The sequence below is a fragment of the Paenibacillus sp. J22R160 genome (assembly GCF_059692135.1).
Genome location: NZ_JCAUAU010000005.1, coordinates 288,772 through 310,814, shown reverse-complemented (window position 1 = coordinate 310,814; position 22,043 = coordinate 288,772). Strand labels below are relative to the sequence as shown.

The 22,043-nt window shown below is 44.7% G+C and carries 13 protein-coding genes; 11 read left to right on the top strand and 2 right to left on the bottom strand.

Going from position 1 to position 22,043, the window contains the following annotated elements; all coding sequences use genetic code 11:
* Positions 1-2 precede the first annotated feature (2 nt).
* A complete protein-coding gene (locus tag AC58UW_RS15075) occupies positions 3-9,008 on the top strand; it encodes a Tc toxin subunit A-related protein (RefSeq protein ID WP_497421452.1) in 9,006 nt (3,001 codons plus the stop codon).
* Between the two features lie 318 nt (positions 9,009-9,326).
* On the opposite strand, the gene AC58UW_RS15070 is transcribed toward AC58UW_RS15075, so the two are convergent.
* Complete coding sequence (locus tag AC58UW_RS15070) at positions 9,327-9,812, bottom strand: tyrosine-type recombinase/integrase (protein WP_497421527.1); 486 nt, start codon at positions 9,810-9,812, stop codon at positions 9,327-9,329.
* A 94-nt stretch (positions 9,813-9,906) separates the two neighbouring features.
* Between AC58UW_RS15070 and sigK the strand changes: the two genes are divergently transcribed.
* Together sigK and AC58UW_RS15060 are read left to right on the top strand one after the other, a co-directional pair.
* Entirely contained in the window at positions 9,907-10,608 is a 702-nt protein-coding gene (gene sigK / locus AC58UW_RS15065) for an RNA polymerase sporulation sigma factor SigK (protein WP_127452517.1), read from the top strand.
* A 69-nt stretch (positions 10,609-10,677) separates the two neighbouring features.
* Positions 10,678-11,352 (top strand): ABC transporter ATP-binding protein, encoded by a 675-nt coding sequence (locus AC58UW_RS15060; RefSeq protein ID WP_497421451.1) that lies wholly within the window; start codon positions 10,678-10,680, stop codon positions 11,350-11,352.
* Positions 11,353-11,654: 302 nt separating this feature from the next.
* Here the strand turns inward: AC58UW_RS15060 and AC58UW_RS15055 are convergent, their stop codons facing one another.
* Positions 11,655-12,023 carry a helix-turn-helix domain-containing protein gene (locus tag AC58UW_RS15055; protein WP_497421450.1) on the bottom strand — a complete coding sequence of 123 codons (369 nt, stop codon included), beginning with the start codon at positions 12,021-12,023 and terminating at the stop codon, positions 11,655-11,657.
* Between the two features lie 117 nt (positions 12,024-12,140).
* Here AC58UW_RS15055 and AC58UW_RS15050 point away from each other — a divergent pair, with 117 nt between their 5' ends.
* From AC58UW_RS15050 to AC58UW_RS15015, 8 genes are all read left to right on the top strand, one after another.
* Positions 12,141-12,989, top strand: coding sequence for an NAD-dependent epimerase/dehydratase family protein (locus AC58UW_RS15050; RefSeq protein WP_497421449.1), 849 nt, complete (start codon positions 12,141-12,143; stop codon positions 12,987-12,989).
* Positions 12,990-13,255: 266 nt separating this feature from the next.
* The gene (locus AC58UW_RS15045; RefSeq protein ID WP_497421448.1) at positions 13,256-13,504 is read left to right on the top strand and encodes a hypothetical protein; all 249 of its coding nucleotides are present in this window, start codon (positions 13,256-13,258) and stop codon (positions 13,502-13,504) included.
* A 169-nt stretch (positions 13,505-13,673) separates the two neighbouring features.
* Positions 13,674-14,207, top strand: coding sequence for a fibronectin type III domain-containing protein (locus tag AC58UW_RS15040; RefSeq protein WP_497421447.1), 534 nt, complete (start codon positions 13,674-13,676; stop codon positions 14,205-14,207).
* Positions 14,208-14,944: 737 nt separating this feature from the next.
* The gene (locus tag AC58UW_RS15035; protein ID WP_497421446.1) at positions 14,945-16,300 is read left to right on the top strand and encodes a CBM96 family carbohydrate-binding protein; all 1,356 of its coding nucleotides are present in this window, start codon (positions 14,945-14,947) and stop codon (positions 16,298-16,300) included.
* Positions 16,301-16,527: 227 nt separating this feature from the next.
* Complete coding sequence (locus AC58UW_RS15030; protein ID WP_497421445.1) at positions 16,528-18,315, top strand: sensor histidine kinase; 1,788 nt, start codon at positions 16,528-16,530, stop codon at positions 18,313-18,315.
* Positions 18,308-19,924 carry a response regulator transcription factor gene (locus AC58UW_RS15025; RefSeq protein WP_497421444.1) on the top strand — a complete coding sequence of 539 codons (1,617 nt, stop codon included), beginning with the start codon at positions 18,308-18,310 and terminating at the stop codon, positions 19,922-19,924. The genes AC58UW_RS15030 and AC58UW_RS15025 overlap by 8 nt, the downstream gene beginning before the upstream one ends.
* Before the next feature lie 192 nt (positions 19,925-20,116).
* The gene (locus AC58UW_RS15020; RefSeq protein ID WP_497421443.1) at positions 20,117-21,052 is read left to right on the top strand and encodes an ABC transporter permease; all 936 of its coding nucleotides are present in this window, start codon (positions 20,117-20,119) and stop codon (positions 21,050-21,052) included.
* 24 nt (positions 21,053-21,076) lie between these two features.
* Positions 21,077-22,039: a carbohydrate ABC transporter permease gene (locus AC58UW_RS15015; protein WP_497421442.1), complete on the top strand. Its 963-nt coding sequence runs from the start codon at positions 21,077-21,079 to the stop codon at positions 22,037-22,039.
* Positions 22,040-22,043: the final 4 nt, after the last annotated feature.

Here is a 22,043-nt window from a genome sequence, read left to right as displayed (position 1 = left end):
CTGTGGATAAATTTAATTTATTCAAATCTGATTTCAAATCCGACAAACAAATGAAGATCTTTGAAGATAAATACCAAACCAACAGCGGGAATTGGTCGGCCATCAAAGCGGAGCTCGCCAACGACGAACTTTTCGAGACGGATATTCTAAACAAGCTGGAATTCACGAACCGGCTGGCCGATTTTAGCAAAGGCAACGCTGAACTCATCTCGGCATTCCAGCAAGACCCCGACATAAATTCCATACGCGATTTGGCAACCAAGCTCACCAAGCAGCAATTCGTCGACAAAGCGATAACCTATGCGCCAGAGGGGAACGACGAAGACAAGCAAACCTATGCGCGAAAGCTGCATCGCGAACTGTTCCGCATGGAGTCGACGGCGATGCTAACAAGCTTGATTAGAGACCCGAAAGTACCTATTCTAAACGACGCCATTGGCGGCAATGTCGCACAGGTACTGGACAAGCATCCCGATTTCAATATCAAAACGACTTCAATTTATGACATTCTGAACAACGACAAGGCGCTGGAAGATATCCCTTCTGAAAATCACGAAGCGGTGACGACCCAGCTCAAAACGCTGCAGCGTATAGCCGCCGTAAGTCCGGATGTGGATGCGGTGCCCGTACTATACAATACGAAGATGCTGTCGGCCATGCAAATCTCATCCATGCCGCAAACGCAATTCCAAACGATGATGAGCAAGAGCGGTTTGGACGGAAAAACGCTTGCTCAAATTCACACGAACGCGCAAATGTTGCGCGTACGCAACGAGCATGCTATTCAGTCGATAAGCGAAGCGTACAGAGGCACGGGCGTCGCCATGATCGACAACAGCATGGGCAAGCCCGAGCAATCGCCAAAGGACCGTAATTTATCCTGGGACTTGCTGTTTGGCGATGCCGACTTCTGCGAATGCGGAGAGTGCACGTCCGTCTATAGCGCGGCTGCCTATTACGTGGAACTGCTTCAATATATTCGAAATAACAATCTGGATCCCGATCTCGATGCCCTGGACCCGCTCAAGAAAAAGGCGGACCCGAAAGATATATCCGGCACGCCTCTCGAGAAGCTGTTCGATCGCAGGCCCGATTTGGGTTGTCTGAAGCTCACTTGCGAAAATACGAACACCGTCTTGCCGTATATCGATTTGGCTAACGAGGTGATGGAAAATTTCGTGGCCTTCAAGCGTCTTAAAGCGTTTAACGTGGAAGACGAAACGAGCGGGGAGCTGCTTGCCGAGCCCCAGAATACCGAATATCAGGCGTATTGCATTCTAAAAAATGAAGTGTATCCGTTCACGCTGCCTTATCATCAACCAATCGACGCCGAAAGAATCTATTTGAAGCATCTGGACACGAGCCGTTACGAACTGATCAAGACGTTCCGGAAAAAGGTAAAGGATGGAGATGACGAAGTCGTTCGGCTGAAGAACGAAGCATTGAATCGCGCCGCCGACGCGGAATTTCTCGGGCTCACGATGGAAGAGTACGTGATCTTGACCCAAGAGTGCTTCGAAACGAAAGACCTGATGGACAAGCTCAAAAAGAAAAACTTCACCGATGACGAATATCGGCAAACGATTGGCGTCAAACCAGTCAGCAAATACTACGGCTTTGACGACGATCAAACGATGATGGGAGACGAGGGGCTTACCCTCATCAAGAAACAGTTTCTGCGCCGCACTGGCATCGACTACGTGAATTTGGTAGAGCTGTTGAAGACGGAATATATTAACCCGAATATGCCCAAAGGCAAATCCAAAGCGATCATGGAGAGCCTGCATGTGAACTACCGGTTTCTGCAAAACTACGCCAAAGCAAACGGAATCGACGCAATGGCCGATTTACTCGTCAATTACGAAAAGCTGGCCGAACTTGTTCCCTCGTTGAAAGAAAAGGTAGCATTGCTCACCAACCGCAATGTTACGGATTGCGCGAATTCCGACTCGAACAATCCGGATATCTCCGATAAAGACATCCGGCGCTGGGTGAAGTGCGAATTCGCGAAAGCGGGCAAAATGATCGTCATCGAGAGCGGAAGAGGCTGCGCGAACGGTAAAGTGCTGTATAAATCGGTTCGAGGGAATGCAACTCGAGAGCTTGCAACAGTCATCGATTGCAAAATCTATAATGTCGACGGCATTGAACAAGGCGCAATCGATAGAAAAACCGGTGAGGTATCCCTTAACGAACATGCTTGGCTAGATGCCAACATTTTGCAAGGCGCTTCTTTCGTCAGCGATAAAGGCGAGAAAGGCGTCTTTATGGCCATGGACGGAAAACAGCATTTGATCTACACGGAGCAAAAAGACAGCTGCAATCTCGACACGGCGCTGCTTCAGCATTTGGACGGCACGCCTTTAATGATTGAAGAGTACGACCGTATTCATCGTTTCTTGCGCCTGTGGCGCAAGCTCGGGTGGACGATCTCCGAGACCGATCAAGCGGTTGCGGGATTGAGCCATGCGAACTACGTTGCTCAGCAAAATAACGCTCATGAAGACGAAACACTGTGCGAAAACTGCGGGGAGGATGACTGCGACTGCTGCGAAGATTGCAAGGATTGCGAAGGTAGCGGCGGCAATATGATCAAGCATCCGCTAGCCATTAACCCGAATCTCATTCATCAGCTTGTCGCCGTTAAGAAACTGCTGGATCAAACCAGTCTCGAGCTGGACAAGCTGCTGACTTTTTGGAGCCCAATCGGCACCGTGGGAGAAAAATCGCTCTATGAGCGATTATTCCTGACTCATAACGTGCGAGGCATCGACAAGATTTTTAAGGCGGACGACAACGGTCATTATTTGTTGGCAGACACTTCCTTGCTCAATCATGTTCCGGTCGTGATGGCAGCCCTTAATCTCTCTGCGGACGATATCCAAGCCATCATGCAAGATGCCAAACTGGAGAATAAACTGACGCTGGACAACTTGTCCGTTCTATATCGCTATCGATTATTGTCCAAAGCGCTAGGCCTTAGAATACCGACATTCATTCGAATACTGCCGTTATTCGAACCTCTCTTTGCGGACGCCCATTCCACGCTTCTGTTCCTCAAACGTTGGGATCGTATGCAAGCAGCCGGATTTACTCCGCAGCAGCTGAATTACATCATTCGGGGCGTGGACGATGAGAATAAACCTTTTGCCCCCTCCGAGCTCAACGTATTGCAGTTAAGCAAAACACTGTATGACGGCCTCAATGCCATTGACGAAGCGCACCAAAATTTAAAAGCCGACCCCGCCATTCAAGATCCGGCTGCACAAATGCTGAATATCCAGGAGCAAGCGACCGGAGAACTCGTCCGTTCCAAGGCAAGTCTGCTATTTGAAAGCGGCATGGTGGATAAAATCGTCGGTATATTGGAAGGCACGAACGTATTCAAGACCAAAGCGCCCTCCAAATTGAACATCGCGTTGAAAGACACCCAGTCGCTCAAAAACAAGCTCCAATACGACCCATCCACAGGAATCCTGCAGATTACGGGCATATTGACCGAGGCCGAAAAGAACGACTATAAAGCCATCGATAATAGCCTCGAGTGGGCCAATGCTTTAGTTCGCATTCAAAAGCAGCAGGACAAAATGTTCAACGAACTTTTGGCCAGCGTGATCGAACAAGCGCAAACGGACACCGATAAACCGCAAATCATTACCCTTTTTCATTCCGGCGACATCAGCAAGCCGCTCGACAAAATACCGGATGGAGAAGCCGATCCGAATACCGCTGGCCCCAAACGGGCAGCTTTCCTGGAAATCTATCTTCCCTATTTGCGCCAGCAGCTCTCCCATCGTTTCGTGATCAATATGCTTGCCGGGTTTGTCGGGCTCGATGCCAAAATCGTCGAGGCCTTGGTTTCGGAGGTTTTGAAACAGGACGCGTCCGATGAGCCGATTTACGGCATCTTTGAAAATATCAAAGAAAGCGCGAACCCTAATGAAGCGAAGTGGGAGGTGTACGTGAATCCTGCTTCCGATGCCCTCTATACTTTCGTTGTTAGAGACAGCGACACGGAACCTGCCGTCAGCATGGATGGGAAAGCTCTTGTTTTTACCGAACAGGAGGACCTGGTAAACGGGAAAGAATGGTGGAGCGACACCCAAACCTTGCACGCCGGCACGTTGGTGAATTTGGTTGCCTCGGGTATTCATATTACTCAAATCTACTGGAAGACGCCGTCAACGGAAGTCAGTGCGATCCCTTCCACGGCATTAATTCCGGGGTTCGCGACCAAACGATGCGAGCCCGCCCTAATCGCACTGAAAAAAGCGGCCATGCTGATTTCCACGTTCGAATTAAGCGCGGACGAAATCCGATTTATAGACGGGAACAAAGGAGACTTCGGTGGCTTTGAGTTTAAAGCCCCTTCCCCTGAACAGTGGCGACGCTTGGAGGCTTACGTCCGGTTGCGGAATTCGTTGCCGCAGGCGAAATTGAACATGCTCGGCTTTTGGAAATGGATACGCGATCAAGATTCGGACAAGAACGAGCTTCCGGTTAAAATCGCAGAGCTGACGACTTGGAAGCCGGAACGCATTAAGAAATTGATCGCGGCTTCCCACTTTGATCTTGCCAACCTTGGAGATTATCGCAATGAACAAAGCCTGCTGAAGCTGCAAAAAGCGCTGGCCGTGGCCGACAAAATCGGAGTTGACATCGACCTGCTCTTCGATTGGGCGGTACCGGGCACTAAATTTAACGTTCGCCGCAAAATCGCCGACAGCATCAAGCATGCGATTCGAGCACGTTACAACCAGACGGACTGGGAACAAGTCGTCAAGCCGCTGAGCGACGAGCTTCGAAACAATCAGAAGCATGCACTGATCGCTTATTTGTTGCAACAAAAAGAACTGATCGAGCGGAACGTGATCGATGCGAACGGACTATTCGAATATTTCCTCATTGATGTGCAGATGGAGCCGGTTGTGGAAACCTCGCGCATTAAGCAGGCGATTTCGTCCGTTCAATTGTTTGTGCAGCGTTGCTTCCTTGGTCTCGAGAAAGGTATCCCCTCCGAATTGTTGGACAGACCGCGCTGGGACTGGATGCAAAATTACAGGGTTTGGGAAGCGAACCGCAAAGTGTTCCTGTATTCTGAGAATTTGATCTTATCGAATCTTCGAGACGACAAAAGTCCCTTCTTCAAGGAACTGGAAAGCGAGCTGCTGCAAAAGGATATTACCAAATCCAATGTCACCGACGCGCTCAAGAGCTATCTTTACAAGTTAGATGAAGTGTCTAATATGGAAGTGGTTGGATTATACGTCGAAGGAACGGCAACCGACGAAAATGCTAAGTTGCATATTTTCGCCCGTACTCGCAGCGCACCGCATGTTTTTTATTACAGGTACGTGGAATTAAAGGGAATGAACTGGTATCCGTGGGAGAAGATGCAGGTCGACATTCCAAGCTACGAAGTGGAAAAGTCACTTCTCAAGGACACCGGAAGCTTCCTTACGCCAGTCGTATGGAATGATAGATTGCTCGTCTTTTTCCCGCAAATGATGAAGAAAACACAATCCGAGGATCTGAACGGCATCAACGTTAAATCGTATGCTGATGATCCCGGCAGCTTAACGCAGCCAACGGAATACTATGAAATCAAAATGGCGTGGAGCGAGTACAGAAACGGCAAATGGACGCAGAAGCAAGTGAGCACCGGCGCCGTCTTTACTCAGCCTATTGGCACGTATCACGATCTTCAGTATTGCAGGTTCATTCCCATCGTAAGTGATAGTAGCGTAATCATCAATATCGGTGATCAATGGGGATTGGATCCGTCGTACCAAGGTGCATTCGAGTTTAACGGTTCCGCTCTGGTATCGACAAGTGCAAAGTTGTTGAATGAATCTTTTAATATCAATTATTTTAATCAAGACAACTTCGACAACATGTATTCCTGGCAAATCGATCCCGTCAGTCTGCAAAGACAGAATACGACTATTTATTTTCATGAAGACAACGCCAAAGAAATGGTTCAAGGTCTATATCCGGAAGACACCGACTTTTACTATTCCAATTCCAAGGATTTATTGCAACTGATGAACTCCGGCAAACTGGAGCTCTTCTTCAAACGGAATTTGTCGATGCCGGACGTTAATTTCGGTCCTTATCAGCCGGCCAACCTGCCAATCGGGACTAATCTTATCTACCACGAGCTTAAAAGACCGTATTCGCTTTATACGTGGGAGTTGTTTTTCCACACGCCTGTCATGATAGCCAATACGCTCAGCAAAGCCCAACAATTCGAAGAAGCGATGAAGTGGTTCCACTATGTCTTTAATCCGTTCGCCGAAGGCTCAGACGCCACGCGCTTTTGGCAGTTCATGCCGTTTCGGAACATCAATAGCCAACGGGTGCTCGATAATATATTCGACAATCTCAAACCGAATACGGAGGATCAAGCCATCAACGAATGGCGGGACAAGCCGTTTATGCCTCACGTGGTGGCGCGCGGCAGGCCTGTTGCTTACATGAAATGGGTCGTGATGAGCTACGTTGACAATTTGATCGCATGGGGTGACTACCTTTTCCGTCAGGATACGATCGAATCGATCAACCAAGCCATACAATGTTACGTGTTGGCAGGCCATATATTCGGTCCGCAGCCTATGATGATTCCGAAGCGAGGGAAGATTCAACCCCAAACCTATATGAGTTTGCTGGACAAGTGGGATGCGTTCGGCAACGCGATGGTCGAACTGGAACTGGTGGCGCCGTTCAGCAATCAAACGGATTTGCCGATCGGCTTGGCGAATCGAGAGCTTGCTTCCGCCAATATTTACGGCACGGCTTCGTCGCTGTATTTCTGTATCCCCAACAACCCCAAGCTGATGGGCTATTGGGATACGCTAGCCGACAGATTGTTTAAGATTCGAAATAGCCAAAATATCGAAGGGGTTTTCCGGAAGCTACCGTTGTTCGAACCGCCGATCGACCCGGCTCTGCTCGTACAAGCCGCGGCTCACGGGCTAAGTCTAGCTTCGGTATTGAATGATCTTCATACGCCGATGCCGAACTACCGCTTCTATTATTTGCTTCAGAAGGCACTGGAATTGTGCAATGAGCTGAAGGCGTTGGGCGGCGCTATGCTTTCCGCCAAAGAAAAACTAAACAACGAGACGATTACGCTCCTCCGGGCCAAACACGAGGGAGTCATGCAAAATCTCCTCATGGAAATCAAGAAGAAGCAACTGGACGAAGCACAGAAAAACCTCGAGAGCCTGAGGCAAAATCGCGTATCGCCCGAATTCAGAATGAAATATTACTTGAAATTAAGCGGTCTCGACGAAAGCTTGGTTCCTTCGGATACGGTCGAATTCAACGGAATTCCCAACGAGATCGTGACGGTAGACGGGGATAGCGGGTTGAAGCTCATTCCATTTGAAAAGGAAGACATGGAAAAAGCGAGCGAAGCGCAGGACTTTACTCGTTGGTCGGGCATTTCGGAGACACTGGCCGGTGCATTACATCTGATTCCGAATTTCACCATGGACGGGAAACCGTTTGGCGTAGGAGCAGGCGTTGCTTGGGGCGGCAGCTTTTTGGGATCGGCTGCGCAGGCCGTGGCCAAAGGCTTGCAAGTCAGGGCCAGCGACTTGTCGTTCGGGGCTAATCAAGCGGGCAAGAAGGGCGGGTTAACCCGCGCCCTTCAAGATCGAATTCACCAAGCCAGCTCAGCCGGATTCGAGCTCAAACAGATCGACAAGCAAATTATCGCCAATCTCATCCGAATCGAAATTGCGAACCAAGAAATCGCAAACCAGCAAAAGGCGATCGATAACGCCAACGAAGTGGAAGATTTCATCCGAAACAAATACTCGAACGAAGAGCTATACGTCTGGATGGCTGACAACTTAAATACGCTGCATCACCAGGTATACACCTTGGCTTACGAGCTTGCCAAAAAAGCCGAGCTCGTCTATCGCTTTGATAGAGGCGTCACCAGCACCAATTTCATCCAATCTGGTTATTACGATGCTGGTCGGAATGGACTGCTCGCCGGTGAGCAGCTATACGTCGGGCTGAAGCAACTGGAAGCGGCTTATCAGCAAGAGCGAGGCTACGATTACGAAATCGTCAAGCCAATCTCTCTTTACCAAATCAATCCGCTTGCCGTCGTCCAACTCAGAGAGGCCGGCAAATGCGAATTCACGCTGCCGGAAGTGTTGTTCGATATGGATTATCCAGGTCATTACAAACGCCGCATCAAGTCGGTATCCCTTTCGATTCCTTGCATCGTCGGACCTTACACCGGTGTTAACGCGACGCTAAGTCTGCTCGAGAACAAGTTTCGAAACACTTCAATCGGGGGCAAAGACTACGTGGAAGATACCGAACAGACGGACGGACGATTCAGCACATTCAATATTCCGATCAGCGCGATCGCGGCCAGCAGCGCTCAGAACGACAGCGGGGTGTTCGAGCTTAGCTTCAAGGACGAAAGGTACTTGCCGTTCGAAGGAGCAGGGGTCATCAGCAGGTGGCGTCTCGAAATGCCGAACTTCCGGCAATTCGACTACAGTAAAATCTCGGACGCGATTTTGCATGTCAAATACACATCCTGCGAAGGCGGAGAGCGGTTGAAATCCGGAGCGATCAAGTCTTTGTCGAAGCAGCTCGAGAATATGGAGCAGGAACTGAACGAAACGGGCCTGCACATCGCTTTGAACATGAAACATGATTTGCCCGGTGAATGGAACGTGCTCCGCAAAAATGGCAGCGTCGATCTGAAGATCGATAAAACCAGATTACCTTTTATGGCGCAAACTCTTAAAGCCGCTATCGAACACGTCATGTTCGTGGCCAAAGTCAAGGATGATCCGGTCAGCTTTACAATAAAAATCGATGAAGCAAACCTATTGCTTAACCGGATCGACGATTGGAATGTTTGCTTTGGGAATAAAGAGGATATCTCACTGGATCAATCTTTTGCGTTATCCGTAGGTGTGGATCAGATGAAAAACTTAGAAGAACTGATGTTAATCGTGAAGTATAAGTTTTAACTAAGAAGGAATAGCAAGGTAGTCGTTGCCTCCCGCCACATCGAGCGGGAGGCTCACAGGAGAGGAGGGACATTAAAGCTATTTTTCAAGTTGGAATCCAACTTTACAAGCTGCCGTCGTGTCCGCTTGTGTTGCATTGTTTGCAGCCTGTTCGCCGAATTGTAGCCAAACAGATCAGAAGTTAATTGAAAAAACCCGTCAAATCAAGGTTTCTGCGGATTGCAACAGATCAAATCACATGCCAATATGTTCCCACATACAGAGCATGTAAGGATAATGATTCTGTGAAGTGAATTGGAGCAACACTAACTAGTATAGTTAATCAAGTTCATCATAATTCAGCATTGGACTTAACTGCTCATATAACTTTTTATTATTTTTCACCTTAATCCCATAGATCCTGACATAATTAGGGTGTACATATGCAACTGTTGTTTGTTTATCTTTGTGTCGAAGAAGTTGTTGAATTATGGATAACTCGCTACCATTCTCAAATAAATGAGTAGCGAGAGTGTGTCTAGTTACGTGCAGATGATAATCAGGAATTCTTGAGTTAACTATGTACTCTTTAAATAATCTACGGGCCGTTCCATATTGCATTGGACGGCTATGTTTGTTTTTAATAAGCACATCATCATCCGATAGGTTTCTTACTTTGCAATAAAGGTTTAAGACATTACCCATATCTGTTCTCAATACAACTGTCTGTTCTTTGCCTGACTTAGTTTTCTCAAGTTTAATTAGCTCAAGTGAGAAATTTTTCCAGAAGCAGACGAATTCAAGTAACTTATTCCGTACATGCACTTCTAGGCACAAACCCACATACACTAATACTAATCTTTAAAGCGGAGGCTTCCGTAACAGCTAGGATCCGCAAACATCGAAGGGAGTGGCTGGAATGCCTGGGATTTTCAGTGCGATTGCTGTTTTAATCAAGCAGTTAACATTACTTGTATCCTACGTCAAAAATAACGCGTTTCCACAACCTTTAACTGAGGAAGAAGAAGAAAAACATCTTAGACTGATGGCCGAAGGCAATGATTATTCTAGAAATAAATTAATTGAACACAATTTGAGGTTAGTCGCGCATATCGTCAAAAAATTCGACAACACCGGAGAAGATCTAGAGGATTTGATCTCCATCGGAACGATCGGCTTAATCAAAGCCATTGAGTCGTTTTCCCCAAACAAAGGGACAAAGCTGGCAACGTTTGCGGCGCGTTGTATCGAGAACGAAATACTTATGCATCTTCGCTCGCTGAAGAAAACACGCAAGGATGTGTCCTTGCATGATCCCATCGGAACGGACAAAGAGGGGAATGAAATCACGTTGATCGACATCCTCGGTACGGAAGCCGACGATGTCGTAGATAAGGTTCAATTGAAGATAGAGAAGAGCAAGATTTATAGGAACTTAGAGATTTTGGATGACCGCGAGAAGGAAGTTGTTGTCGGGCGGTTCGGGTTGGAGCTTGGCGGGGAAGAGCGGACGCAGCGGGAGATTGCGAAGGAGCTGGGGATTTCGCGGTCCTATGTGTCGCGTATTGAGAAGCGGGCGCTCATGAAGCTGTATCATGAGTTTTATAAGGCGAAGCGGTAAGGTCGGTCGAGTGTGCTTAATGAGTCGCATACTTCATTTATTTGGCTTCAGATCATGGAGGCGAAGAGCATGACCTTAATCCAGATTGAGCATGTGAGTAAGAATTATGTGATGGGTGGAGAGACAATTCGTGCGTTGGACGATGTTTCGTTAGAGATCGATCACGGCGAGTTCGTGGCGATTATGGGTCCGTCGGGTTCTGGTAAATCGACGCTGATGAACATTTTGGGCTGCTTAGATGTTGCGGATCGTGGGGACTATGTGCTGGACGGTAAGGCCATTAATCGGATGAAGGATTCACAGTTGGCTGAGATCCGGAATCGGAAGATCGGCTTCGTCTTCCAGAGCTTTAACTTGCTGCCACGGCTTAATGTGTATGAAAATGTGGAGCTTCCGCTCATCTATCGGGGCTTGAGTAACAAGGAGCGGAAGCCGCTTGTCATGAAAGCGCTGGAAGCGGTGGATATCTTGGACCGCAGGCGGCATCTGCCGTCTGAACTTTCCGGCGGGCAGCAGCAGCGTGTTGCGATTGCCCGGACGTTGGCGGGCGATCCAGCGATTATCCTGGCGGATGAGCCTACCGGTGCGCTGGATTCGAAGACGAGTGCGGAGATTTTGGGGATTTTTAAGCGGCTGAATGAGCAGGGCAGGACGATTGTGTTGATTACGCATGACTTAGCGATTGCGCAGCAGGCGAAGCGGGTTGTGTATTTTCGGGATGGGAAGTTGAGTGAGGTTGGATAGGATGAAGGCCGGGACTCCGTTGGGGTTCCGGTCTCTTATTTTGTTATTATGGCCTTGGGAGCTAACGGATATCGATAGTTAAACAGTGAAGGGCTGCCGAGTAGCAGTCCTTCCCCCCGCTCCCATGAAAATTAAATCTACAGTCACCAAAAAAGTCAATAGTAAAGAAGACGCAGCTAATCCAATTTAAAAAAAGGGTGGAGCGCCTGAAATAAAGAGGTATTGGGTTTCTTAAAAGAATTAGGAGACTTCTGAAATGGTTACAGAATAACCTAAGTTTTCTAGTCGTCGAACTGCGTACTTTAAGCAGGATTCGGTTCAAGAGCCCGCAACATTCGCTCCAAACCAACGATTACCTCTTGAGCAGGTTCCGCTTCCTCCGCTTCTGCTGTCCTTGCCAGCATATGAAGATAACGCCGCTCATCGACTGATAATTTTAACGCTTCGGCTAAGCTATCAAGCACCTGAGCCGATGGGTTCACCTCTCTGCCCTGCTCTAAGGAGGTATACCACGAAGTACCCATATGAGCAAGCTGGGCCACTTCTTCACGCCGCAGTCCAGGCGTTCGACGCCGCCCATATGAAGGTAACCCCACTTCCTCCGGAGTAAGACGTTCTCGGCGTGCCCGCAAAAATTCGCCCAGCGATAAGCTAGAAGAAATCTCTCCCATATACGATTCTCCTTATCCTGACACTGCCAAACCTACGATAAGCGCAGGAAGGCAAATGATTCCAGTATCTGTAATACTGTAAGTATAGCACCAACAAAACTTAGGAGGTACTCGAATATGAATATTTTTGTAACAGGAGCAACAGGAAAAGTAGGAAGCCGCTTCGTACCACGCTTACTGCAGCGCGGTCATAACGTTAGCGTGTTGGTACGGAACGCGACGAAGGCGGGTATGCTAAAGCAGCAAGGTGTCAACGTTATTGAAGGTGATCTTTTGCAGCCGGAAAGTCTTGCTTACGCGCTGAGAGGTATAGATGTCGTTGTACATCTGGCGGCGCAATTTCGCGGTGTAGATGAAGCAACTGCGCGAAAGTCAAACATCGATGCAAGCATCTCTTTAGCGGAAGCTGCCTTGAAGGCGGATGTTCCAAGGTTTGTGTTTGCCAGTACGAACCTCGTGTATGGCACTGGGAATACCAGTGGACCGAGCCGAGAGAATGACCCTTTGCAACCTGCATACCCTTATCCTCAGACCAAAAAAATAGCTGAAGAAGCTTTACTCCAGCTTCATCGGGAGAAGGGACTTGGACTTCGCATCGTACGGCTTGCTTTTGTCTATGGAGAAAGTGATCCTCATGTTACCGAATTCCTGCCGATGATGAGTAAATGGCAACCCGCTAAACGTCTTCATATGACCCATCATGCGGATGTAAGCCAAGCATTACTGCTTGCTGCTTCCACTCCCGGTATAGACGGTCGCATCTATAACGTCGCCGATGATTCCCCGATTACTGTAGCAGAGCTGTTTCAGCTTCATCATCAGTCCGACCGGTTAGAGGCTGAAGCCGCACAGCAGCCTTTCAATCCATGGGACATGATCGTGGATACAACTCGCATTAGGGATGAGTTGAACTATCGTCCAATGTACCCCTCGTTTTATACAGCAAGAGATGCTGGAGCCTTGTGATTTTACCCACTTTTCAGACCTACGAACCTATTCGGAGGTTTGATTGCATGAACGCGTCGATAGCTTGAAGGGTAAGTGATCAACAGACAACTTAACCCCGAATAGATCATATAGCTTGGCCTGAGGATCGTTCAGGTAACATCCTCGCTTTCCATTTTCTCACGAATGCTCGCTCATTCGCAGGATTTCAAAATGCATGTTAAATAGGAGTTCCGGTGATTGTGTAGTGTGGGCAGGCAGTTCCGTTAGAGCACAGTGGCGGCAATGTGACAGGTGCAGGGCAAATCTATATCGAAGATTTCCATGTGATTCCGAATCAGACACCGGATACAACGGTGCAGCCTGCCTTTATTTTCAAAAACCAAAAAGTGTTGGCACGTCAATTAAATCCGGAGCAGGGTAATTCAAATATCGTCAATGATGGTTCGCGTTTATGGATTCTGGGGCTGAAATCCGAGTGGCCACAGACATTAATTAAGACCATAAATGGAGGAGCGACAGAAGTATTAGGCTGAAACGACAGCTGTAAATAGTGCTGGAAGTACGCCGTTTTTTATTGATAATGCTTCAAGTACATCTTATTAAGGCTGCGAGGAATCCAGATCAGTTTCAGACAATGGAGGAGTCATTACATCTCAAGGAGCTTTTAGTACAATCGTAGATGAAACAAAAGGGGGCACAAACTTGCTCCTGACTTCCTCGACACTACAAACAGGCGGTTCATGGCGCAAAGCGGAACAGAATAATACGACAACAATCGTCAAGTCTTTTATACTACCGCTTTATGTTGGTTATGGGCTTCCAGGAGCTCCTACAGTTTTAAGCTCCACAGCAGGAGCAACTGGGGGTATCAATCTGACTTGGTCGGATAATACAATGGCAGAACGCAGTTATGTAATAGAACAATCGCTAACGGATACTTCTGGTTGGGTGGCGATTTATAATTCAAATGGCATACCGGATATTGAAGCTTACAGCAATACTGGACTGCCAACTGGAACGAGATATTATTATCGGGTAAAGGCAACGAATAATCTTGGAAGCTCGTATTATTCAAACAACAGTGAGCAGGGTAGTACCTTAGAAATATTTCTTTTGGGTAGAGCCGATAGTAAGATAGCAGAGCCTGTGGTCACAATTGACCTAGGCTCTGCTATCTTACTATCACACTCTATTAACCATTTTTTGCTACTATTACTCCTACTGGTTTCGTTGTAATAGTAGCAGAGAAGGCATAGCATCCTCGTTGATAACGTTTTGGAGGTATTTGGCTAACATACATTTCCAGTATAACTTGTCTTTTATCGATAGTTTTTGTCCTCCGACAAAACGCAACAACAAACAAACGGGCAAATAATCGGTAAGGCCGGATTTTTATGAATACCGTACAGCAACCAAAATAAATCTGGGAGGAACATTAACAGTCGCAGCGGGGAATCGTATTGGTATTCGTATAAGAACGACGTTATCGACTGATCCCTCAGCAGCTGATGTTACTCAACTCTCATTTAGCGCTTGTCTATCCCATACTCCTAAGAATAGCGATGCTCCCAAAATGAGGGCCTTTACAAGTTCAATAAATAACTCTGTGACATATTATTGTAATTACGCATGATCGGCGGGTTGTGTGGTTTCGGGATGGGCGGTTGCTTTATTAGATTAGTATTGAAAATACAGCTAATTAATACTGGCCTTACGAGAAATCGTAGGGCTATTTAATTTATCAAAATAAAGAATATTTGCAGACCAAATTTGTCCCAAAACTTAAATCTTGTCATAATATCGTCAATTAGATCACATAAGTTCGTTGTTGAGCCTGAGATATTAATAATATGATTACTTATGCCCAACATGAATTAGCAAGTGGTTCTTCTCTAACATGTGCATGTCGGAGGAAGGGGGTCAGTTCAGAACATTAGCAGGGGAATATGTTGTGAAAATTGATAGCGTTTTTCATGAAATGCTTTGAAAAACTGGAGGTTAAAAATATGGTAATTAAGAGTAAAATTTCTTTTATATCGTCATTATTGGTCACTCTAATGGTTCTATCTACTTTGTTTTTTGTTGAAAGTAAAGAAGCTAATGCGGCAACTGTAACCAGTAATGCTTCGGATGATGCAACCATGTGGGGAACAAGTTTAATTGGACCTACAGCAACAACGATGGCAGTGAATTTTTCGCAAGACAAAAGATCGTACATGAAATTCAATGTCAGTAACTCGGGAACCATTACAACAGCTGTTCTTAATGTGAAGTGTATCGTTGGTGGAGTAGCGAATATAGGCGCATATGCTGGAACAGGTAATGATACTTGGAATCAGACAACACTTGCTTGGAATTTCCAGCCTGCTCTAGGTGCCTTGTTATCATCGAAAAATATGACTTTTGTGGCAGGAACGACCTATTCCTTCGATGTTAAACCACTTGTGAATGGCAATGGAACGTATTCCATCATTTTAAAGGGTATCTCCGGAAATGAAGTTACTTTTTCCACGAAAGAAGGAACAACCACACCAAACATTGTTACGACTACGACTACAACTCCACCCCCAAGTGGACCAGACCTTACGGGTTATACGTTATTTAGAGATTACTCGTTTGGAACATCACGTAACGTCAACAGTATCACATCCCTTTCCAATTCATTTAACGCTTACGGTGTAGCAGGAACAACGGTCATTAATAATGAATGGCAGCGTTATCAATCTATTAATAGCACAAATCATAATTTAACATCTACAACTTTGGAGTTAACAGCAACACCAAACTTAGGCGGCGTCTATGATGGAGGAATAAGCAGCGGCCAAATCACGACGAAGGAGACCTTTTATCCTTACGATGGGAAGACCTATATTTTTCAGCTAAGAGCTAAAATACCTAAAAAAGTGGGAGCTTGGCCTGCCTTCTGGCTGTATTCTCCTGGTGGTGCTGGATCTACGACTTCTGAAATAGATATCGTTGAATTCTTTGATACACCTACACAGAATACGTATGACTGGACGGGATTTGATCATGGTGATGGTGTATTTTCTGATTATTACAGCATCATGACGAATCAATGGGTCTGGCATCCTGGAACGGATTTTTCAGATGACTACCATCTATATACGCTCATTTGGAAGGAAGGCAATATTCAGAAGTGGGTAGATGGAACCCTAGTTAAAGGAACGCTATTTAGATGGGATGGCCCAGCACCTCAGGTTCTCATTAACCTAGCCATGGGTGGAAATACGAATAATAATCCAGTTGCCTCTTCGTTCCCAGCAGCGTTCTCCTTAGATTACTTCCGCGTATATGTGAAAAATAATTAAATAGACAGTAAGAAAACCCTCCTTCTGTTCAAACTGATGGAGGGTTTATTTTTGAGTCTCTTGGTAAAAGGATCACAAAACCGTCAGTATAGTCATTTTCCGATATGTTGGAAATTGCAATTTACCTATATAATTGAGAGTGCATAACCCCATAGGAGGGATCGTAAATTAAACCTTTCCTGTGACATGTTTTTCCAATAAAATGAAGTAAAAAAGAGGTTAGCGGAATGCTTCGAAAAAAAACATTGCAATTCAAATTCATTCTTGGTTTTTTTATCGTTACGGCTCCATTGATCTTTTTTCTGTTTTACAATAATTTTTATTCGATGAATGTCGTTCGAAATGAAGTGTCGCAGTCTTACTATGATCTTCTAGAATCCAAAGTTACCTTGCTAGATCAAACGTTGGAAGATACGAGCAATTATATTTTACGTCTAGGCACTAGTGATTTTTCCTATACCAATTTGATTCCGCTTACATTGTACTCCATGGATAGCGGCGAATATTTCATGGCTAAACAATGGTTTTTACGAAAATTTAAGGATGATCTTAGTATTTATAAAGGGATCGATACGTTCTTTGTCTATTCGAAGAAAAATAATGATATGATCACGCAACAGAATACCTATGAAGATGTACAAAAATTCGAAGGCGTTTTACATTCGTTTTTTCAAGACAATAAGCATATTGATTTTCTCAACTGGCAGATCATGTCTTGGGAACATAAAAACTATTTGGTACGAGTCATCGAAATCAGTCCAAAGGAAATTAATCGAGAGCTTTATGTTGGTGCAGTGATTGATATTGAAAGTTTATTGCGTCCTCTGCAGTTACCTAACCATGGACGCAGTTGGAAAGAACTCTTGCTTATGTCCAATGACGGGACACCGCTGCTACCAACTACATTATCCATGGATAATATGAATGAGATTGTCAAGAAATGGAACCATTCTTACTCCAAATATGTCTCGTTTTCAAATGCTGCGAGTGGGACCAAGTATTTGCTTGTTGGCTTCCCTTTTCAGTACGCGACAATGAGTCTCTCGGTCATCATTCCTGAAAAAGTTTTGCTTCAAAAGCTGCTTTATTTTCAACGTCTGCTCTTTTTGATTCCCTTAGGATTGCTCATTGTACTCATTTTTTATCTATTATTTGTAAAGCAAGTTGTTTTGCTGCCAATGAATATCCTCATTAAAGGGATGCGTCGAATTACCCGTGGGGATCTGGATGTTAGACTAGAAGATAATTCGACCACAGAATTTTCCTTCTTAATCGAAACATTCAACAAAATGTCCTCCCAAATTCATACGTTGAAAATTAATGTATATGAAGAAATGCTTAAAGCGCAAAAAGCTGAATTCAATCATCTACAGACCCAAATTAACCCGCATTTTTACTTGAATTCCTTAAATATCATTTTCAGCTTATCCTTGCTAGAAAAAAATAACTTAGTTCAAGAAATGACCAAACATTTGGCTAATTATTTTCGCTTTATTACTCGGGCTCATCGGGATACGATTTTACTTTCCGAAGAGCTTGGACATATCGAGCATTATTTAGAAATTCAAAAACTGCGTTTTCCCAATAAATTGTTGTTTGATATATCCATGCCAGAGGCGTATTCGCAGAATAGCGTGCTTCCCTTAATGATTCAACCTTTTGTGGAGAATGCGATTATTCACGGGATGGATAAAGGAAAGGCCATCTTTCATATTGAAATAAAGGTACAGCCATCGGTAGGCTCACCAGACTGTTATGAGGTACTCATTATCGATAACGGAAAGGGAATTCCAGCGGATAAGTTGCAAATGTTTCAAACGGGTCAATATACGGAGGGATCAGGTTCAGGCCATAACCATCTTGGCATTTGGAACGTTCACCATCGTCTACGAATAAAGTATGGCTCACAAGTGAAAATTTTGTTTGATAATGGTGTTGAGAAGGGAACCATCATCCGCTTAATCATTCCTATTCAACTGGTCGCAGCAGATCAAGGAGGCATTTTGGATGAATAATTTGCTTATTGTCGATGATGAAGTGTATGCCGTAGAGGCACTTTTGAAAGGGATTCATTGGTCTGAGCTGGGGTATAGTGGCATTTATTGTGCGTATGATGCCGATGAGGCTATGGAAATTATGCGTACGGTTAACATAGATATTATGCTAAGCGATATTGAGATGCCCGGGAGTAACGGACTTGAATTGGTTGATTGGGTGAAAGAACACTACCCGCTAATCGTGACTGTCTTCTTGACAGGACACGCGGATTTCTCTTATGCACAGCAGGCTGTTCGTTTAGGAAGTTTCGAATATTTACTGAAGCCCATTGATATGGTTCAATTGCAGCAAGTGATGCTTAAAGCGCTAGACAGGCTTAAGGAAGTGAAGAAGGTAGATCAATTTGATGAAACCTACCAAACGTATGTCAAGCTGTGGGAAAAGCAGAAGCCGCTGCTGACGGAGCGGTTTTGGCAAGACATTCTATCTCAGCGTGTCATTCCGAATGCGGAGAACTTGAAAGAATTGCTGCCATCCTATAATCTCTCATTTGATCCGGATACGCTGATTTTGCCAATTCTACTTAGTGTAGAACTTTGGAATAAAGAGTTTAGCTTGCGTGATGAAGAAATTATGGAGTATGCGCTTCGCAATGCCGCGGCGGAAATGTTCTTTCAATCCATGGCAGGGGATGTTATTCAAGATCGAAACGGCATTCATCTCATTTTGATCCATTTGACAGCGCATACAGACCTTCAATTGAACGAATTACACTCGATTTGTTATAAGTATATTGAAGCATGCGCACAATTATTTTATTGCAGCTTATCTTGTTACGTGGGGAAGCCTGTACATTTCAAGGAGTTAAGTGAGAATTATCATGCATTACTTGATTTGGAAGCATGCAATATTACCAATATGAAGGTTGTTCAATTTCAACAAGGGCAGCCAGCGAATCCTTCGGATCAGAAAAAATCATCTGTTGTGATTGATTGGGTAGATTGGGCGGTATTATTTGAACTTGGTAAAAAAGAAGAGCTCTTGAACAGAATGGAAGCCGTCTTGACAGGGCTCCAAGATCAGACGATCACTTCCGAAACGATAGACGTTTTGTATCATTCGGTGCTGCAAATGGTTTATCAGGTATCACATAAAAGAGGTTGGTCCGTAAAGGAGTTCATCGGTTCCAAAAAGTGGGTTGGGGAAGCATCAGCTACACGTTCAATCGTTCAATTTAAATTGTGGGCATCACGTATTATCACAGCTGGAGTCGACTATATTCATTGCCAAGAGCTGGATAATTCCTCATTAATCGAAAAAATCAAACAATATGTGCATGCCAACTTAAAGGATGCGACCAGAGAAAGCATTGCCTCATATGTTTACTTGAATTCTGCCTATTTATCACGGCTGTTCAAAAAAGAAACAGGACAAACTTTGATGGATTTTATCATCTATGCCAAAATGACGAAAGTCAAAACCATGCTGACCGAATCGAATCTCAAGATAAGTGAAATCTGCGAAGCAATGGGTTATGATAACTTCTCTCATTTTGCCAAAATGTTCAAGAAACAAGTAGGGATTAGCCCACAAGAATTTCGCAAACATTACCAAAATATAGGTTGACTTTCGCAGATAAACCCTTGAATGAATGTCTTAATTCATCCAAGGGTTTATCTATGTTTACATGATGATTGCTTATAGATGTTGATTGTCATAAAACCGTCAGGGAGGTCATTTTACTTCGTAGGAACCTTGATTTCACACCTTTATAATAAGGGTAACAGAGATGTTCGACTATGGAGGGAGGTGATTACGATGATTCAAAAATCGAGAAAAGGATCATTGTTGAAAAATATATGTAAAGAACGGTACCTACTTCTCATGTTGTTGCCGGGGACCATCTACTTAATTTTCAACAATTACATTCCAATGTTCGGAACGGTTGTTGCGTTCAAAAACATTAATTATGCGTTGGGTTTTTGGAAAAGTCCATGGGTAGGTTTCGACAATTTTAAATTTTTGTTTAATTCAAGTGATGCATGGGTGATCACCCGAAATACAATCTTATACAATCTTGTATTTATTGCATCAACCTTAGTGTTTTCGGTTACCTTCGCAATTTTTTTGAATGAATTAAAAAATCGCTACTATGCTAATTTGTACCAAAGTGTGATGTTTCTCCCGTATTTTTTATCGGCTGTCATTGTTGGTTACTTGGGTTTCTCATTTCTGAGTGAGGAGTTTGGGTTTCTAAATAGGAATATTTTAGCTCCTTTGGGTATTGACCCGATTTCCTGGTACAGTGAGCCTAAATATTGGCCCTATATTTTACCCATTGTCCATATTTGGAAAAACATTGGTTACTCAACCGTTATCTATCTTGCGGCAATCGCAGGTATTGATAAAGAGTATTATGAGGCTGCAATTACGGATGGCGCTACGAAATGGCAGCTAACGAAGAACATCACACTTCCCGCCATCAAGCCGATGATGATCATTCTAACCCTGCTAGCGATCGGGCACATCTTAAATGCCGATTTCGGATTATTTTATCAATTGCCTTTGGATGCAGGGGCCTTATACTCGACGACAAATGTCATTGACACCTACGTGTATCGCGCATTGCTCCGCTTAGGGGATACAGGGATGTCATCAGCAGCAGGATTGTACCAAGCTGTAGTCGGTTTTGTACTAGTTTTAGGTGTGAATTATCTGGTTCGTAAAATAGATAAACAAAACGCACTCTTTTAGTAAAGCGGAAAGGAGATTATGAGCTTGGATACATCTATGGCTACGGAAAAGCGTTTACATGATGCAACTAGCATAAAAAGGAAATATAAAGATCCGCTTGCGATTACTAACAAAACAAACATCATGCTTAACTTCTTTTTCCTGTTCTACAGTTGCTTAAGTCTCATGCCGGTGTTACTCGTTGTATCTGTTTCGTTCTCGGATGAAAAATGGGTAGCGCTGGAAGGTTACAAGTTAATTCCTCACAAATTCAGCTTAGCTGCTTATCAATATCTCTGGTTTGATATACAGAATATAATAACAGCTTATGGGATCTCCATTCTCGTAACCGTTGTAGGTACAATTACTGGTTTATTAATCACGGCACTCTTTGCTTATCCATTATCAAGAAATGACTTTCGTTATCGTGGATTGTTCTCCTTCATCATTTTCTTTACCATGATTTTCAACGGCGGTCTTGTTCCCTGGTATTTGGTGTTTGCCAATATTCTTCATATGAAAGATACGATATTTGCTTTGATTATCCCAGGATTATTGATGAATGCCTTCTTCGTCATCGTCATGAGAACATTTTTCCAAACGACAATCCATCCCTCGATTATTGAATCGGCAAGTATAGATGGGGCAAGTGAAGGTAGAATTTTTGCGCAAATTGTGTTGCCGTTATCTCTTCCTGTTCTTGCGACGATTGGATTGTTCTACTCCCTTGGTTATTGGAATGGTTGGTATAACAGCCTAATCTTTATTAACAATGACAAAATCATCAATCTCCAGTACATGATGTATAAGGTCTTAATCAATCTACAGTTTTTAATATCGAATGCGCAGGTCGCCTCTGGTATCAGTTCATCCGAAATCGCCAAGGTGCCGAATGAAACGGTTCGAATGGCCATGTGTATTATTGGAACGGGCCCGATGATATTCGCTTACCCATTCTTTCAAAAGTATTTTGTAAAAGGTTTGACCGTTGGTGCTGTAAAAGGCTAATTCC

Excerpts from the sequence above, each read along its gene's own strand:
- AC58UW_RS15030 (WP_497421445.1), top strand. The coding sequence starts at position 16,528 with ATGCTTCGAAAAAAAACATTGCAATTCAAATTCATTCTTGGTTTTTTT.
- AC58UW_RS15050 (WP_497421449.1), top strand. The coding sequence starts at position 12,141 with ATGAATATTTTTGTAACAGGAGCAACAGGAAAAGTAGGAAGCCGCTTC.
- AC58UW_RS15020 (WP_497421443.1), top strand. The coding sequence starts at position 20,117 with ATGATTCAAAAATCGAGAAAAGGATCATTGTTGAAAAATATATGTAAA.
- AC58UW_RS15025 (WP_497421444.1), top strand. The coding sequence starts at position 18,308 with ATGAATAATTTGCTTATTGTCGATGATGAAGTGTATGCCGTAGAGGCA.
- sigK (WP_127452517.1), top strand. The coding sequence starts at position 9,907 with ATGCCTGGGATTTTCAGTGCGATTGCTGTTTTAATCAAGCAGTTAACA.
- AC58UW_RS15035 (WP_497421446.1), top strand. The coding sequence starts at position 14,945 with ATGAAATGCTTTGAAAAACTGGAGGTTAAAAATATGGTAATTAAGAGT.
- AC58UW_RS15055 (WP_497421450.1), bottom strand. The coding sequence starts at position 12,023 with ATGGGAGAGATTTCTTCTAGCTTATCGCTGGGCGAATTTTTGCGGGCA.
- AC58UW_RS15060 (WP_497421451.1), top strand. The coding sequence starts at position 10,678 with ATGACCTTAATCCAGATTGAGCATGTGAGTAAGAATTATGTGATGGGT.